This is a genomic window from Orbaceae bacterium lpD02 (assembly GCA_036251875.1).
GTDB classification, from domain to species: domain Bacteria; phylum Pseudomonadota; class Gammaproteobacteria; order Enterobacterales; family Orbaceae; genus Orbus; species Orbus sturtevantii.
Genome location: CP133960.1, coordinates 2,228,338 through 2,244,455, shown reverse-complemented (window position 1 = coordinate 2,244,455; position 16,118 = coordinate 2,228,338). Strand labels below are relative to the sequence as shown.

At 37.6% G+C, this 16,118-nt stretch carries 13 protein-coding genes and 1 riboswitch; of the genes, 5 read left to right on the top strand and 8 right to left on the bottom strand.

Annotated elements, in window-relative coordinates; all coding sequences use genetic code 11:
- Positions 1–8: 8 nt before the first annotated feature.
- From ribD to RHO12_09855, 7 genes are all read right to left on the bottom strand, one after another.
- On the bottom strand, positions 9–1,148 hold the full coding sequence (gene ribD / locus RHO12_09885) for a bifunctional diaminohydroxyphosphoribosylaminopyrimidine deaminase/5-amino-6-(5-phosphoribosylamino)uracil reductase RibD (GenBank protein WVD65679.1): 1,140 nt from the start codon (positions 1,146–1,148) through the stop codon (positions 9–11).
- Positions 1,149–1,156: 8 nt separating this feature from the next.
- Positions 1,157–1,603, bottom strand: coding sequence for a transcriptional regulator NrdR (nrdR, locus tag RHO12_09880; GenBank protein WVD65678.1), 447 nt, complete (start codon positions 1,601–1,603; stop codon positions 1,157–1,159).
- A gap of 144 nt (positions 1,604–1,747) precedes the next feature.
- Positions 1,748–3,037: a threonine synthase gene (gene thrC, locus RHO12_09875; protein ID WVD65677.1), complete on the bottom strand. Its 1,290-nt coding sequence runs from the start codon at positions 3,035–3,037 to the stop codon at positions 1,748–1,750.
- Between the two features lie 68 nt (positions 3,038–3,105).
- Positions 3,106–4,041, bottom strand: a complete 936-nt coding sequence (gene thrB / locus RHO12_09870; GenBank protein WVD65676.1) for a homoserine kinase — start codon at positions 4,039–4,041, stop codon at positions 3,106–3,108.
- Positions 4,042–6,498, bottom strand: a complete 2,457-nt coding sequence (gene thrA / locus RHO12_09865; protein ID WVD65675.1) for a bifunctional aspartate kinase/homoserine dehydrogenase I — start codon at positions 6,496–6,498, stop codon at positions 4,042–4,044.
- Between the two features lie 270 nt (positions 6,499–6,768).
- The gene (locus RHO12_09860; GenBank protein WVD65674.1) at positions 6,769–7,098 is read right to left on the bottom strand and encodes a hypothetical protein; all 330 of its coding nucleotides are present in this window, start codon (positions 7,096–7,098) and stop codon (positions 6,769–6,771) included.
- 209 nt (positions 7,099–7,307) lie between these two features.
- Positions 7,308–8,063, bottom strand: coding sequence for an SDR family NAD(P)-dependent oxidoreductase (locus tag RHO12_09855; GenBank protein WVD65673.1), 756 nt, complete (start codon positions 8,061–8,063; stop codon positions 7,308–7,310).
- Positions 8,064–8,301: 238 nt separating this feature from the next.
- Here RHO12_09855 and folK point away from each other — a divergent pair, with 238 nt between their 5' ends.
- Both folK and dksA read left to right on the top strand, forming a co-directional pair.
- Positions 8,302–8,784, top strand: a complete 483-nt coding sequence (folK, locus tag RHO12_09850; GenBank protein ID WVD65672.1) for a 2-amino-4-hydroxy-6-hydroxymethyldihydropteridine diphosphokinase — start codon at positions 8,302–8,304, stop codon at positions 8,782–8,784.
- Positions 8,785–9,004: 220 nt separating this feature from the next.
- Positions 9,005–9,460, top strand: coding sequence for an RNA polymerase-binding protein DksA (gene dksA / locus RHO12_09845; protein WVD65671.1), 456 nt, complete (start codon positions 9,005–9,007; stop codon positions 9,458–9,460).
- Between the two features lie 211 nt (positions 9,461–9,671).
- On the opposite strand, the gene moaA is transcribed toward dksA, so the two are convergent.
- On the bottom strand, positions 9,672–10,667 hold the full coding sequence (gene moaA / locus RHO12_09840) for a GTP 3',8-cyclase MoaA (GenBank protein WVD65670.1): 996 nt from the start codon (positions 10,665–10,667) through the stop codon (positions 9,672–9,674).
- Positions 10,659–10,791: riboswitch (molybdenum cofactor riboswitch) on the bottom strand. Its footprint overlaps the gene before it by 9 nt.
- 628 nt (positions 10,792–11,419) lie before the next feature.
- Between moaA and rne the strand changes: the two genes are divergently transcribed.
- From rne to RHO12_09825, 3 genes are all read left to right on the top strand, one after another.
- Positions 11,420–14,185, top strand: a complete 2,766-nt coding sequence (gene rne / locus RHO12_09835; protein ID WVD65669.1) for a ribonuclease E — start codon at positions 11,420–11,422, stop codon at positions 14,183–14,185.
- Positions 14,186–14,317: 132 nt separating this feature from the next.
- Positions 14,318–15,253 carry an ABC transporter permease subunit gene (locus RHO12_09830; protein ID WVD65668.1) on the top strand — a complete coding sequence of 312 codons (936 nt, stop codon included), beginning with the start codon at positions 14,318–14,320 and terminating at the stop codon, positions 15,251–15,253.
- Entirely contained in the window at positions 15,246–16,118 is an 873-nt protein-coding gene (locus tag RHO12_09825) for an ABC transporter permease subunit (protein ID WVD65667.1), read from the top strand. Before RHO12_09830 ends, RHO12_09825 begins: the two co-directional genes overlap by 8 nt.

The window sequence follows — 16,118 nt, the reverse complement described above, 5'->3', positions numbered from 1 at the left end:
CACTTGGTTTATAGTAATAAAGGTGGCTTTTTATGTAGTATGCAGCGCAAATCAGTACCTATCATATCAACTGAATGGAACGCAAATTCTGGTGCGAGTGAAAGCTGATCTAAATTAGGTAATATCGCCATATCAAGTGCATTATGACCAAGTAATTTGGGGGCATAATAGATAATTAACTCATCAACAAGGTCGTGTTCAATTAACGCTCCGGCTAAGTGGCTCCCCCCTTCAACCCAGATCGAATTTAGCTGTTTTTCTGCCAACTGTTTTAATAAATAGGTCAAGTTAATCGTAGGTTGTAAAGAGGATTCAACGAGTAATTGGCAATTGGCTTTAGGCAAAACCGTTTGCTCTTTACGAATAATCCATGTTTCGCCTGGTTGTTTAAAAATATTTTCATCACCTGTCAGTTTATTTTTGCTATCAATAATTAGCCGAATAGGCTGGCGAATTGTCTCTTGAGGATAAAGGGTTTTAATATTGTGTGGTAATTCAGCGTGACGCACCGTTAAGCTGGCATTATCAGCTTGTACGGTTGCCCGAGTACTTAAAATAGCGCTTGCTTGAGCGCGAAAACATTGGACATCTTGCCGCGCAGCGCTGGAGGTGATCCATTTGCTTTCGCCTGATGCCATCGCTATTTTGCCATCTAGTGAGGTCGCGAGTTTAAGTTGAACATAAGGCATACCGGTACGCATACGCTTTAAAAAAGCGCGGTTAATGTGCTCTGCTTGTTTGGCAAGTAATCCAATATCGACCTCAATACCAGCTTGCCGAAGTCGATAAACACCTTGGCCAGCAACCTGTGGATTGGGATCTTGCATGGCAATTACTACTCTGGCAATCCCTGCCTTGATTAATGCATCAGCACATGGGGGAGTTTTACCAAAGTGACTGCAGGGCTCTAGAGTGACATAGGCAGTCGCCCCTGTAGCTAGGGATCCGGCTTGTCTTAGGGCATGGATTTCGGCATGAGGACCGCCGGCTTTAATATGATAACCTTCACCAATAATCTGGTTATCATTGACGATAACACAACCTACATTGGGATTTGGTGTAGTCGTAAAACGACCAAGCTGCGCGAGTTCAATCGCTTTAGCCATATAGGTTTGGTCACAATCACTAAAATAAGATGAATCCGTCATGACTATTGCTACTGTAACTTGGCAATTTCTTTACTAAATTGCTCGATATCATCAAAGCTAAAATAGACAGAGGCAAACCGAATATAAGCAACCTTGTCAAGATGTTTAAGCTCTTCCATTACATAGTCACCAATGAGCTTGCCTGGAACTTCTCGTTCGCCTGTTGCTCTAAGTTTTGATTTTATGCGAGTGACGGCATCTTCAATAGCATCTGAACTTACTGGACGCTTTTCCAGTGCTTTTTGCATGCCACTGCGTAGTTTATCTTCATTAAATGGCTCACGGATTTTGCTACTTTTTATCACGTTGGGCATAATCAATTCGGCAACTTCAAAGGTCGTAAAACGTTCATTGCATTCATTACATTGTCGACGGCGACGGACTTGATAGCCTTCACCAACTAAACGAGAATCGATCACTTTAGTGTCGTCTGCATTACAAAATGGGCAGTGCATTTATTTTCCTCGCTATTTATGGAGATCATTTGAATAAAATAGCTTAATTATATTATTTTAACAACAGCCTGCATCCTTGCCGGCTAAATCTTATTTTTTGATTTTGGCTTGTCAGCGCTCATTATAGAATAATAACTAAAAAAGTTACCACGCTAGACTAATTAGAAATTCGCGTAATTTGGCAAAATCATCTGGCATAACATGAGATAATAAGGTCATATCAGCACGCTCTGCGAGTTCTATCGGTAATGGAATGGGTTTAGCTAAAATAGCTTCAACAACTTCCCTAAATTTAGCAGGATGAGCAGTACCTAAAAATAGTCCGTATTCACCCTCTTGTAGCTGATCGCGCAATACACGATAAGCAATGGCACCATGCGGCTCGGACAAATAGCCTTTCTGGTCAAGTTGTCGTACTGTCTCTTTTGCAACTTGATCGGAGACGGCACCATAAGCAAGTGATTTTAATGCCCACTGTTCTCGTTTATAGATCTCTTCTATGCGTGGCCAGTTATTGGGTTGACTTACGTCCATCGCGTTCGATATTGTCGCGACTGTTTTATGAGGCTGCCATTTGCCCGTTGCTAAATAACGCGGCACGGTATCATTAGCATTAGTTGCGGCAATAAAGCGTTTGATCGGTAGCCCCATCGTTTTAGCCAACAAGCCAGCAGTCAGATCGCCAAAATTACCGCTAGGTACTGAAATCACTAACTGTTGTCGTTGTTTTGGCGTTAACTGGGCAAACGCTTCAAAGTAGTAACAAATTTGTGCAAGTAATCGGCTGATGTTAATAGAGTTAGCGGAGTTTAAACCAATTTTTGTTTTTAGCTCTTCATCATCAAATGATTTTTTTACTAGTGCTTGGCACGCATCAAAATCGCTTTTGATCGCAATAGTATGAATATTGTCACCCAGCGTACAAAATAGTTTTTCTTGTAAAGGGCTAATTTTCCCTTGTGGGTAAAGGATCACCACCCGAATATTAGGTAAATTATAAAATGCATGTGCAACCGCTGCACCGGTATCGCCAGATGTAGCCGTTAAAATAGTTATTTTTTTGTCAGCCGCGACTTGTACTAGCGCTTGTGCCATAAAACGACCACCAAAATCTTTAAAGGCAAGGGTCGGACCATGAAATAGTTCTAATGTGCCAATGTCGTCTTCAATAGGCTTAACAGGGGCAGGAAATTGAAAGGCATTTTTAACTAGGCGCTGCATATCTTCACTGCTTATTTCGCTACCAATAAATGCTGATAAGATTTTAGCGCTGCGGCTGACAAAATCCAATGTTAATAATGAATCAATTTCACTCGGCGTAAATTTAGGTAAATCCTGTGGAAAAAAGAGTCCTTGCCCTTTACCTAACCCTTGTTGTACTGCCGTAGAAAAGCTAACTTGTTCAGAATGATCTTTTAAATTGTAAAGTTTCATAATATTTCGACTCTCTATCTATGCTTAAATTTTGTTTAGTCGTTTATTTTGCGAGCAGTATAGGTTGGTTAAACAACTCGCGTACCTTGTTTATCAATCTTACAAATGTGGCTGAAGCCTTGATCATTTTGTAAATAATGAGCGTGCAACCATAATTCAATTTGCTGAGCGATCTCAAGCTGATCGGCGATAACAAAAATCGTTGGTCCTGAACCTGATATGCCTGAAGCAAGAGCACCTAAGCGTTTAACTGCCGTTTGTGTTTGTTCGAAATTAGGTAATAATTGTTTACGATAAGGCTCTGCAATATTATCGTGTAGCATCGAGACCGCCAGTTGTGGCTGGTTGGTGTAACAAGCATGAATAAAGCCACCTACGTAACGTCCATGGGCAACACAGTCCTGTTTTTGATAGTGTGCAGGTAAAATCGCTCTCGCTTCTGCTGTTGAGACTTTTATGCCAGGGTAGGCCATCACCCAGTACCAATTATCAAAATGAGGAATGGACTGACTGATAATGTCCATTTCATCAATAATAAGTTGCATTCCACCCAAATAACAAGGTGCCACATTATCATAATGCACGCTGCCGGAGATCCGTCCTTCAAGCTCCCCCATCATGCTTAGCATTTGTTGCTCATTAAATGGCTTATTAAAATATTCATTTAAGGCGACGAATGCCCCCACTACCGAACAAGCACTTGAGCCAAGACCAGAACCAATTGGCATATTTTTTTCAAGTGTGATGGCAACAGGCAGCGTTTTACCCATTGCCTGACAAAAACGTTGCCAACATTGATATACAATATTAAGTTTAGGGTCTTTCGGTAGGTTTTTAACAAATCGACCTTTATTCGTTAATTGAAACTGCGTTGCTTGTTCGACAATAATAGTGTCACCAAGCATTACACCACTGATAGGATGAATTGCCGCCCCTAAAATATCAAATCCGACACTAATATTGGCCATTGAGGCTGGGGCATATACTTTTATTGACTTGCTCATTTAACCACCGATTTTGCTCGAAGTTGTTCGTAAGATGTCGGCAAATACACCCGCGGCTGTTACATCATTGCCCGCACCATAACCACGCAAAACTAATGGAATGGGTTGATAATACCGAGTATAAAATGCCAATGCATTCTCACCATTTTTAATTTTATATAGCGGATCATCGCTATCGACAGCCTCAATTTTAACACTACATTGCCCATTATCAATACTCCCCACATAACGTAGTACTTTACCTTGCTTGGCGGCGGTATCAACTTTAGTTTTAAATTCTGCATCAAGTTGTGGGAGCTTAGCCATAAACTCACTCACATTACCCTGTGAATATGAGTCAGGTAAAACTGATTCTACCTTGATTTGCGCTAGTTCTAACTGTAAGCCTGATTCTCGCGCGAGAATTAAAAGTTTTCTTGCCACATCAGTACCGGATAAATCATCGCGAGGATCGGGTTCGGTAAAGCCTTTCTCTTTAGCTAATTGTGTCGCCGCTGATAATGACATACCCTCATCAAGTTTACCAAAAATAAATGACAGTGATCCTGACAAGATCCCCGAGAAACGAATGAGTTCATCACCCGCGTTGAGTAAGTTTTGCAGATTTTCAATAACTGGTAAGCCGGCCCCGACATTCGTGTCATATTGAAATTTACGTTTACTTTTGGCCGCGGTTTGTCGTAAGCGTAAATAGTAATCCATTGAGCAAGTATTGGCCTTTTTATTTGGCGTAACAATATGAAAACCATTCGCGAGAAGATCGACGTATTTACCTGCAACCTCTGCACTTGATGTACAGTCGACTAAAATAGGGTTAAGCAAGCGATTATCTTTACTAAATTCGATAATTTGATTTAGAGTATATGCCTGTGTGCTCTGTTTTATTGCATCACGCCAGTTTGCTAAATTGAGTCCATCGCGATTAAATATGCTATGTTTTGAATTAAATAGACCACAGACTTTTAAATCAATTTGTTTGTTTTTAAGCCAAGTTTGTTGACGGCTAATCTGATCAACGAGCGCCCCGCCTACGCCGCCAACACCAATAATAAATACATCTAAAGTTTGATCAGTACCAAATAACATTTGATGAGCAACTCTAACGCCCATTACGGCAATATCATTATCCACAACGACCGAAATAGAGCGTTCCGATGAACCTTGCGCGATGGCAACAATATTGATATTGGCTTTTGCTAGCGCCGTAAAAAAGTTAGCTGATAATCCGCGCAATGTTCGCATACCATCACCAATAACTGAGATGATGGCTAGCTTATCGATCACTTCTATTGGCTCGAGTAAACCATCTTTTAGTTCTAAGTAGAACTCATCACTTAAAGCGTCCTCTGCTCGGTAAAGCTCAGCCTGTGGCACACAAAAGCTAATACTGTACTCTGACGAGGATTGGGTGATTAATACAACCGAAATCCCCGCATATGACATCGCTGAAAATACACGAGCCGACATCCCTACCATACCTTTAAGACCTGGCCCCGAAACATTAATCATCGCCATGTTATTTAAATTGGTGATCCCTTTTACCGGCGATGAAGTATCAACAACATTAGCACCGATTAGCGTACCTGGTGCATCTGGATTATTAGTGTTTTTAATTAAGCATGGGATTTGGAATTGCGCAATAGGGAGTATTGTTCGAGGATGAAGGACTTTAGCACCAAAATAAGATAATTCCATCGCTTCTTGATAAGACATCGTTTTTAATAATCTGGCATCAGGAACAAGGCGAGGATCACAGGTATATACGCCATCAACATCAGTCCAAATTTCACAGCAGCTTGCGCGCAAGCAAGCCGCTAATACTGCTGCGGAGTAATCAGAACCATTACGACCAAGCACAACAAGCTCACCTTTTTCATTACCCGCCGTAAATCCTGGCATTAAAATAATGTCATTTTTGGCTATATTTAACTCTTTGATTCGACGAGTTGATTCGTTAATATCAACGGTTGACTCTAAATAGTCACCGTCGGCAAGCAACATTGCAACAGGATTAATTACTGTTACGCTATGGCCTTTAGCTTTAAGCAGTACCGCCATTATCGCAATCGATAATTTTTCACCACGACAAATAATAGTGGCATTAATGCTATCAGGACATTGCCCTAATAGTTGAATACCATGAAAAAGTTGTTTTAGGTTATTTAACTCATTGAGCGAGAAACGTTTCATTTCTTCATAAGCAAAATTGGGGAAGGCATCTGCTAAGCCAGCAAGAAGACTAGCAAAGATCATTTCAGCGTCTTGAATATTGAGTTTAATATCTTGTCCTGCCACCGTTTTTTCAACCATCGCAACTAAATGATTGGTTATTTTAGCTGGCGCTGATAATACGATGGCGGTTTGTTCTTGCTTGGCATTATTTTCAATAATCTCCGCAACGCGAAGAAAACGCTCAGCATTGGCAACGGATGTTCCTCCAAATTTTAATACTTTCATATTGCACCTTTCACCTGTTGATCAAAGTTATATTGTATATTGTTGTTTTCAATATGCATTGAGCCATATTGAGGTATAAAAAAACCCGCTAAATTTTGCGGGTTTTTCGACGATTTTAGGAAAAATCAACCCGCTCCGAGCCTAATGGTGCCAGAGGTGCCAATAATCATGTTAATAATCATTACTGTTTTCATTTGCCTAATTTCATCTCGCTTGATTGATATCAATCCAAAAACAAAACAGCCCGACGTTTTAAGTCGGGCTGCAGTATTAAAAAACTTTTTTACTATTTTCGTATTCGTTCACAACACAATTTAGTGCACTATATAAACTAGCACCATCACCTTTTTTGAGTGCGCTATCAAGTATGTTTAGATAGGACAGCATCAGTTTTTGGTTGTCTTCGGCAAATTGTGGTGACACTTCTTGATCTTCATATAACATGACATAAGTACGAGCAAAACCAAATACCAAAAAGTAAACCGCAGCATTACTAGGATCTTCTTGAATTAATTTTTGCATTGCTTGACGCAGCTTCACATAGCTATCTGTGCCTGGAAGGCTATTTGCAAATATATTGATAACCGCAGAAAATGCCATTGTTGATAAACCTCAATTCACTATTAAGGCAAAAGAATAGCAATCACTGAACATAAGTGCAAGTGTATTTTATTAACAATCAAATTTTTTTATTTTTAAGTTAGCGGCTTACAATCAAATAACCATACCTAACCGTAACGCAATTGTCAGTAATCCGCTTTAATACAATAGATTTTAATATAAGTTAGGCATATTGATATAGTACATAATTATGTCATATCTTTAGATACCGCAAGCCCAGCTGCTACTTGAGCAACTGGCATGATTTCTAATGAGTTAACATTAAAATGTGCAGGTGTATCAACTAGCCATGAAATGGTGTTAGCAATATCTTCCGCAGTAATAAAATTAACATTTTGATAAATAGCTTCAGCTTGTGCTTTATCGCCATGAAATCTTACATTGGAAAATTCGGTACCACCACATAATCCTGGCTCGATATTGGTTACACGTATTTTTTTACCGAATAAATCAGTACGTAAATTGGCACTAAATTGTTTAACAAAAGCTTTAGTTGCACCATAGACATTACCACCTCGATAAGCGTAATTACCTGCTGTAGAGCCCAAATTAATAATATAGCCAAAATTACGTTCAACCATACTGGGGAGAATAACCCGTGTTAAATGCATTAAGCCGATGATATTAGTATGAACCATCGTCTCCCAATCATCATAATTTGCTTCATATGCAGGCTCCATTCCTAGCGCTAATCCTGCATTATTAATTAAGATATCAATATTTTTAAAGCCTTGCGGTAGGCTTAATAGTAGGTTATCGACCGCATCTTTTTGTGTTACATCTAATTGTAACGGTAAAAAATTATCCCCAAGCTCAGTAGCTAAAGTGGTTAGTTTATCTATACGCCTTGCACTACCTATAACTTTATATCCATCAGCAATCAATTTACGACAAATAGCTTCACCAAATCCGGCTGAGGCGCCAGTTACAAAAGCAACATTCATTTGTGTCTCCTTAGTTCGCAATTAACAATAATATAAAATCGAGTATTGATTGATTATACGAGATTGAACACAAATTGCACGCAATTGACAGAAAGACAAACGAAAATGACATAAAAGACAAAAATTGGTTATTATTTTGCTATAATGATTGGTTATAAAAACAAACAGGATATTGTATTAACGCGCATTTTAACAAAGTAAATTTTGTTTTATGCATATGAATAGTTAGGAATAAAATATGTCGTTAGCATTTATTGCATTAGGAGCGAACTTAGGCGAGCCATTAAAACAAGCACAAGATGCAGTTAAATCGGTCAATTCATTACGATCGACCAAAGTGCTTGAAGTCTCCCCTTTTTATCGTAGCAAGCCTTTAGGACCACAAGATCAACCTGATTATTTAAATGCGGTAATAAAAATTACCACCGAGTTGTCACCTATCGCCCTATTAAATGCCTTGCAAAAAATTGAAAAAGACCTTGGTAGAGTTAGGAAATCCAATCGATGGGGGCCACGAACTCTCGATTTAGATATACTGCTGTACGATAATATACAGATAAATAGTGAAAATTTGACTATTCCTCACTATGATATGAAAAACCGTGAATTCGTGCTCTACCCACTCTTCGACCTCGAACCAGAATTAGTATTACCCGATCATAGCTTGTTGTCCGAACTAATTAGTCATCTACCATTAAAAGGGATGACCCGCTGGTCGTAATTTAAACTAGCTATTTTTGCCATGAAACTGTGTTAAAAAACCTAGATAGAACCAAACAATAGATAATATATTCAACAAAAATTGTGCTATGTTTAGATCGCTAACTATATAAAATATATATATGTTAGTTTTTCGTAAAGATAGTTAAAAACGATTTGATAAAGAACAATTTGTTGCTATAGTCTACCGCTTTAAATATTTTGTTTAAAAGGGGATCGCGTTGAAAAAGGAACAGAAAGTAAATAGCTCTTCATTAAGCCTCCTTGCTATGGCTAACTTAGAGCCTTATAAAGAGGCGGTGGGCGAAGAGTATATGAACCCTAAGCAGCTACAACATTTTCGTCTCATTTTAGAGGCATGGTTAAACCAGCTTCGCGACGAAATGGGTAAAACAGTTAGCTATATGCAAGATGAAGCGGCTAATTTCCCAGATCCTGCTGATAGAGCTACCCAAGAAGAAGAGTTTAGCTTAGAGCTTAGAGCGAGAGACAGAGAACGCAAACTGATAAAGAAAATCGAAAAAACCTTATTAAAAATTGATAGTGGTGATTTTGGCTATTGTGATTCTTGTGGTGTGGAAATTGGTGTAAAACGTTTAGAAGCAAGACCAACAGCCGATCTTTGCATCGATTGTAAAACGCTTGCTGAATTACGTGAAAAACAGATGGGAATGTAATTATTATACCGCAAGATACAAGTTCTCGCGGTATAATAATATCTATACTGATATTTATTTACAAAGAGTTTGCTGTTTGATTTCTTTCCTATAAAGCGTCACTTACCGGTTTATTTATCACTAACTTTAATGTGATATTTATAACCAAGAGGTAAAGTGACTTGCTTAAAACCACAGCCTAAAGCAAGATGCGCTATTTTAATTCCAGGCATTAACCGCCGATAAAAGATAGATTTTGTGTAATCCCCGCATCATGTTGATGCAGAAAATGCGTCTCTGGTTTCATTTTTAATGAATTTAAAATACGCTGTTGTAATAATATTTTTTGCCCATCATTACTCAATAAGTCACGTAATTCAATGGCAGAATCACCAAATAAACAATAATGTAATTTACCTATCGCCGAAATACGCAGACGATTACAGCTCTGACAAAAGTTTTTTGCATACGGCATAATTAGGCCAATTCTGCCTAGGTAATCGGTGTGCTGATATACTTTTGCAGGACCTGATAACCCTTCTTTAACCATGAGTTGCCAGCCTTGCTTAAGCAATTGTTGTTCTATCTTTTCACCTGACATATGATAGCGTTTGAAATAAGATTGCCCCTCACCTGTTTCCATAAGCTCAATAAAACGTAAGTCAACATTATGCTCTTTAAGCCAAGGCAAACAATAGCTTAAATCATCATTTACCCCTCTCATTAGCACCGTGTTTATTTTTATTTTAGCCATTCCTACTTCAAATGCTTTATCGATCCCGCGCATAACTTGATGTAATTTGTTTTCACCAGTGATCAGCGCAAATTGCTGCGGTGAAAAGCTATCGATGCTGACATTAAGCGAAGTAAGTCCCGCATCTTTCCATTGAGCAATATTGTGATATAGACGAGAACCATTAGTCGTTAATGCGATCTCTTTAATAGAGGAATAATCTGCAATTGAGCTAATAATATCGGTGAAATCGCGACGCAGAGTTGGCTCACCTCCAGTTAAGCGGACTTTCTTCACACCTAGCTCGCTAAATGCATTAATTACACGCTTAATTTCAGGCATGGCCAAAAATTGATTCGTTCGGTCAGGATGATAACCATCAGGCAAGCAGTATTGGCAACGAAAATTACATTGCTCAGTTAAAGATAGACGTAAATATTCAAATCGTCGCTGATAACCATCAACTAATAGTGTATCACCTGAGTGCTGTTGCATTTAAAAACACCTTTCCAAAAAACGGGAGACATGCACATTTCTATTTATGCCCGGCGAGTACATCGCGGCAAATAGACCTTATCACCATGACTTAGGTTTACTTGCTTCAGAGTTTTCATTCTGCGCTATCATAGCATAGGTTTTAATAACATGCAGTGATTATCTAATAACCTTACTTAGTAAAAAGGCATTCGTTGATGACTCGATGATAAACGCTATTAAATAAGTAAATCGATTAGCTTATAAGAAAATCGCGACTAAAATTACGCTATTTAGAGCGATTAAAAATCATCCAATTTAATTTACTTGCTATCCTGTAATTAAATGTTAATAATATAGAGGAATTTTTTTATTTATTGTGCAGCAATGGCATCAGACACTATAAACAACTAATAAATTGATTTAAAAGAATTTTATTAACAATGATAAGTAAGTAGAATAATCAATTGGATTAAGCGTTATTTTAAAAAGAAGTACATATTAGTTTGCAAAATAGTATATTTGCAAAAAAACTAACAAATATATATAAAATTTTAACTACACTAGCTTTGGGTTCGGCAATTATACTTGGCTAGTATCGCGATGTAATGAGCGATGTATTCACATAATATAATGAAAGTAATAATATAAATAAAATAATGAATACTCTATATAAATCTTTAAATTAAATATTTGAATAGTGCGATTAAAATAATTTTCCTTATTTCGTTTGTCATATTCTACTGCTTTAGAATTTAAAAGAGCATAGAACAATGAAAAGAATGTTAATTAATGCTACGCAGCAAGAAGAGCTGCGTATTGCCCTTGTTGATGGGCAACGCTTATACGATCTCGATATTGAAAGTCTTGGTCATGAGCAGAAGAAAGCCAATATTTATAAAGGCACTATTACCAAAATTAATCCTAGCTTAGAAGCTGCTTTTGTTTCTTATGGTGGTGAACGAGATGGATTCCTTCCGTTAAAAGAGATCGCTGATAGCTATTTTCCCAGCGATATTTCTGGTCGCCGTAATATTAAAAACTTACAAGAAGGCCAAGAAGTTTTAATTCAAATCGAAAAAGAAATTCGTGGTAAAAAAGGTGCTGCTCTTACAACCTATATTAGCCTAGCAGGTAGCTACCTAGTATTAATGCCAAATGATCCTAGAGCAGGCGGCGTATCTAGACGCATCGAGGGCGAAGAACGAGCCGATTTAAAACGTAATATTGATGCATTAGAAAAACCTAAAGGGATGGGGGTTATTGCCCGTACTGCTGGTGTAGGTAAAAACCAAGAAGAGTTACAACAAGATCTTGATGCGCTTATTACCTACTGGAAAGCAATTCAGACTGAAGCAAAAAATCACCCGGCGCCAAGCCTAATTCATAAAGAGAGCGACGTCATTACACGGGCTTTTCGCGATTACCTACGTGATGATGTGGGCGAAATTTGGATTGATAATAAAAAAATACTAGAAATTGCCAAGAAACGTTTAGAAGATCTTGGTCGTGTAGAATATCAAGATAGACTAAAACCTTACGATGGCGAAATTTCACTATTTAGTCATTATCAAATTGAAGGCCAAATTGAATCCGCATTTCAACGTGAAGTAAGGCTACCATCTGGAGGCTCAATTGTAATCGATACAACTGAAGCCCTAACTGCGATTGATATTAACTCAGCTAAATCAATTAAAGGTAGCGATATTGAAGAGACCGCGTTTAATACCAATCTAGAAGCGGCTGAAGAAATAGCAAGACAGCTTCGTTTGCGCGATCTTGGTGGCTTAATTGTGATCGATTTTATCGATATGACTCCGATCCGTAATCAACGTGAAGTTGAGAATCGCCTGAAAGAAGCCATGAAAAGCGATCGTGCTAGAATCCAAACAGCAAGGATTTCACGTTTTGGCTTGTTGGAAATGTCTCGTCAAAGATTAAGTTCGTCTCTACGCGAAGCAACTCATCATATTTGTCCTCGCTGTCAAGGCACTGGAACCGTTCGTGATAATAATTCTTTATCTTTATCAATTTTACGGTTAATTCAAGAAGAGGCCATGAAAGATAACACGGCTCAAATTGATGTTATTGTCCCAGTTCCGATTGCTAGCTATTTACTCAATGAAAAGCGTCGAGCTATTACAAGCATTGAAAGCAGTTATCCTGATGTTAAAATTGTCATTGCTGCTGATAGCGAAATGGAAACGCCTCTTTATAAGGTTATCCGTAAGCGTAATGGCGAAGAAATAGATGTATTAAGCTATAATTTGCCGAAGCTAATTCGAGAAAGAGAAGAAGAGGAAGAAGGACAAATTACTGAATACGCGGTAGAAGAAGCTATTCTATCTGGTGTTAAGGTCGAACTAAGCACCTCATCAACAAAAATCAAAACTGAAGAGAAAGCACCACCATCGACAGGCATTTTACGTTCATTAACCAAAAAACTACGTGGTTTATTTACTTTTTCAGAAAAAACAATTCAGCCAGCGGAGAAAACACAAGTTAAGCTAGCTGAGAATGGTAGTAAAGAAATAAAAGAAAAAAATAATCGACGCTCTGGAACCAATCGCCGTGACAAATACTCTGGCCGAAATCAAACTGTAAATGGTGATGTAAAAGAGAGAGAACAAACCAACAGGAATAGCCGTAAAAATACCAGACAAAATAAAGCAGAAGAAGTCATAACTTCAGTTGCTAACGAAAGTATTGAAGCAACAACACCGCAGGCTAAAGCACCAACAAAACCAAGACGAGCACAGCGAAATTTAGATAAGAAAGTTCGAGTAACAAATGGCAACACGGCTCAGCAGCTTCCTTCTCCATTGCCTGTTATAGCTAACCAAGCTGTGAAAGAGAGTAAAAATGAGATTAAAAACATCGTTATTCCGTCGGTTTTATCAGCGGTAATAGTAAGAAATGATAATGAGACGGGTAGCAGTGAAAACCAAGCGAATCGCAGACCAAGAAGAACATCTCGTCATTTGCGTTTAAACAACCAGCGTAGGAAAAAAGTAAAAAATATCACTCATAATGTCTCGCCAATGCCATTAGCATTAGCGGTTTACTCTACTGAGCTTGCTCTGGGTAGAGTCTCGATTGATTACTCTCTCGTGAACGAAAATGGGGTAGCAAAAAGAGAACAATTTAATGATACTTTTTCAGAACCAGAAAATAAACTTGATTTAGTAAAAGTGACTATTCCGTCATTGCTTTTACCAGTTATTGTTGTGACTACGGCTATAGAGGCAACCGCTACGCCAACTAAACCGAATAAAGCAAAGCCTGTTGCACAAGATGCTTCTCTAGCTAATGATAAAGTTGTTGCACTATCTAATTTTATCGGCTCGTCGTCATCAGTAATGATGAAAGCGCCAGCACCAAATTTAGATATCAACACATCATCGGTGATTATTTCTCGCGATGAATCAAGTTATCAGTACGCGGGAAAAGGTAATGCGGGTGCGCTGAGTGCAAACAATCATGCGTATTCTAATGCAAGTAAACCTGTTTCATCGGATATTGACTCATCCGATAACTAGTGATTGATTTTATAAAGTTCTATATTGATATAGTATAGAACTTTATATATTTAAAAGAGTTACTGTTGACATGCCGTTAAATTATTGCAAAATACAGCCTAAATTTAGATATCAATATTGATGGGATGAGTGATGCTTATTTACCTAATAAAAAAGATATGCTCTTTTTTGCTAATTCTTTTACTATTATCCCTCATCGCCGTCACTGTTATCTATCATTCTCCCAATTCTATTTTTGAGAATACTTCTTTTTGGCAAGCTTATTATATTTTTTACCAGCGATTATTATTTAATCAATTTATTTGGTTGGATTACTCATTATGGGACGTGTTGGCACAAATTATCTTCCCCACTTTTGAATTAGCCATTCTAGCTATTTTCTATGCAATAATTATCGGTGTTCCTGTTGGAATTTTAGTCGGACTGAGTAACAATAACTCTACAATCAACTATTTTATTAAATTTATTTGCCTTATTCTTTATGCTAGCCCTATTATTTGGATTGCGATTTTGGTTATGTTTTCACTTTCCGATGATTGGATATTTATAAAAGTAAGTAATTACCAACCGACGATAGAAAGTCGGTCAATATTAGATGTTTTAGTTACTCATAACACAGATAGATTAAGTACGTTATATGCTGAAATAAAGCACTTACTTTTACCGACAATAATTTTGGCGATTCAGCCCTGCATTATTACAATACAACAAATCAGTCAGCAAGTTAGTGTGACTAATAGCCAAAACTATATCAAGGTAGCAAGGATCAGAGAGAACTCATCAGTAAAAATATTGATGCGTCATTTGTTACCCAATGCGCTTCCAAAAACAGTCCCTCAACTAACTTATAATATTACCACCTTGCTTTTTTCCACGATGGCAGTCGAAATCCTACTGAATCGCTCAGGGCTTGGCACTTGGATTTTCTCTGCTTACCATCAGCATGATTATCTGATCATTGCGTTCGCTATTTTTAGCTGTGGAGCATTAATTAGTTTATTGACGCTATTAAGTGAGGTAGGGGTATCCTTGGTTTATCCTTTACAATCAAGGACATTGTATGAATAATATTATGCGATCTATCAGTAAATATGCGCTTAATACAAAAAAAATTATTAATAATAATATTTATATGATCATTGGCTGCTATGGAATCGTCGCGATTATTTTGCTTTGCTTAGCCATCAAATGGGTATTTCATATTCAGCTAGAACCCATTTTTATACCAAACTTACCTCCTGCTTGGCAAAATAATGGTGATCTTAATCATATTCTTGGGACTGATAACGTTGGAAACGATATCTTTAATTATCTACTTGTTAGCTATAAAACAACGTTAGTATTAACTTTACGAGCAACATTCTATGTAGTAATAATAGGGGCAATAATCAATTATTTACTATTTTTTATACCACCATTAAGAGTAGCTGTTGTCATTGTTTTTAAATTAATCATCTCTATTCCACCGTTATTAAGTACAATTGTTGTTGCTGTTATTTGGAGCAATAGTATTAATTCAATTTTAATTATCGTTGGGATCTGTTATTTGCCTCGATTTGTCCACAATATACATAACCAAATTATGCAAGAGTGGCAAAAAACATATATCACAGCCCATCGTTTAGATGGTTTGTCTGTAAAGAAAATTTTGAACTATTATATTTTACCAAATATATTCCCAGCTTATTTGACTGAACTGGTAGGTCTATTTAGCAGCATCATCCTAGCATTAATCATTCTAACATTTTTAGGGTTTGGTAATAATTTAATAACACCAGATATAGGCATGAGAATGAATCAAACATTGGGTATGATTCAAATTAATTATTGGCCATTTTTTTCGTCAGGATTGGTAATAATCCTCACGATATTTTTTATTCAAATGCTTAATTTTGGTGTGCATATGATGCTAACAAAACGGATCGAGAATTAA

What these genes read in the sequence shown, in the direction of transcription:
- ribD (WVD65679.1), bottom strand. Translation starts at nt 1,148, where the DNA reads ATGACGGATTCATCTTATTTTAGTGATTGTGACCAAACCTATATGGCT.
- nrdR (WVD65678.1), bottom strand. Translation starts at nt 1,603, where the DNA reads ATGCACTGCCCATTTTGTAATGCAGACGACACTAAAGTGATCGATTCT.
- thrC (WVD65677.1), bottom strand. Translation starts at nt 3,037, where the DNA reads ATGAAACTTTACAATTTAAAAGATCATTCTGAACAAGTTAGCTTTTCT.
- thrB (WVD65676.1), bottom strand. Translation starts at nt 4,041, where the DNA reads ATGAGCAAGTCAATAAAAGTATATGCCCCAGCCTCAATGGCCAATATT.
- thrA (WVD65675.1), bottom strand. Translation starts at nt 6,498, where the DNA reads ATGAAAGTATTAAAATTTGGAGGAACATCCGTTGCCAATGCTGAGCGT.
- RHO12_09860 (WVD65674.1), bottom strand. Translation starts at nt 7,098, where the DNA reads ATGGCATTTTCTGCGGTTATCAATATATTTGCAAATAGCCTTCCAGGC.
- RHO12_09855 (WVD65673.1), bottom strand. Translation starts at nt 8,063, where the DNA reads ATGAATGTTGCTTTTGTAACTGGCGCCTCAGCCGGATTTGGTGAAGCT.
- folK (WVD65672.1), top strand. Translation starts at nt 8,302, where the DNA reads ATGTCGTTAGCATTTATTGCATTAGGAGCGAACTTAGGCGAGCCATTA.
- moaA (WVD65670.1), bottom strand. Translation starts at nt 10,667, where the DNA reads ATGCAACAGCACTCAGGTGATACACTATTAGTTGATGGTTATCAGCGA.
- rne (WVD65669.1), top strand. Translation starts at nt 11,420, where the DNA reads ATGAAAAGAATGTTAATTAATGCTACGCAGCAAGAAGAGCTGCGTATT.
- RHO12_09830 (WVD65668.1), top strand. Translation starts at nt 14,318, where the DNA reads ATGCTTATTTACCTAATAAAAAAGATATGCTCTTTTTTGCTAATTCTT.
- RHO12_09825 (WVD65667.1), top strand. Translation starts at nt 15,246, where the DNA reads ATGAATAATATTATGCGATCTATCAGTAAATATGCGCTTAATACAAAA.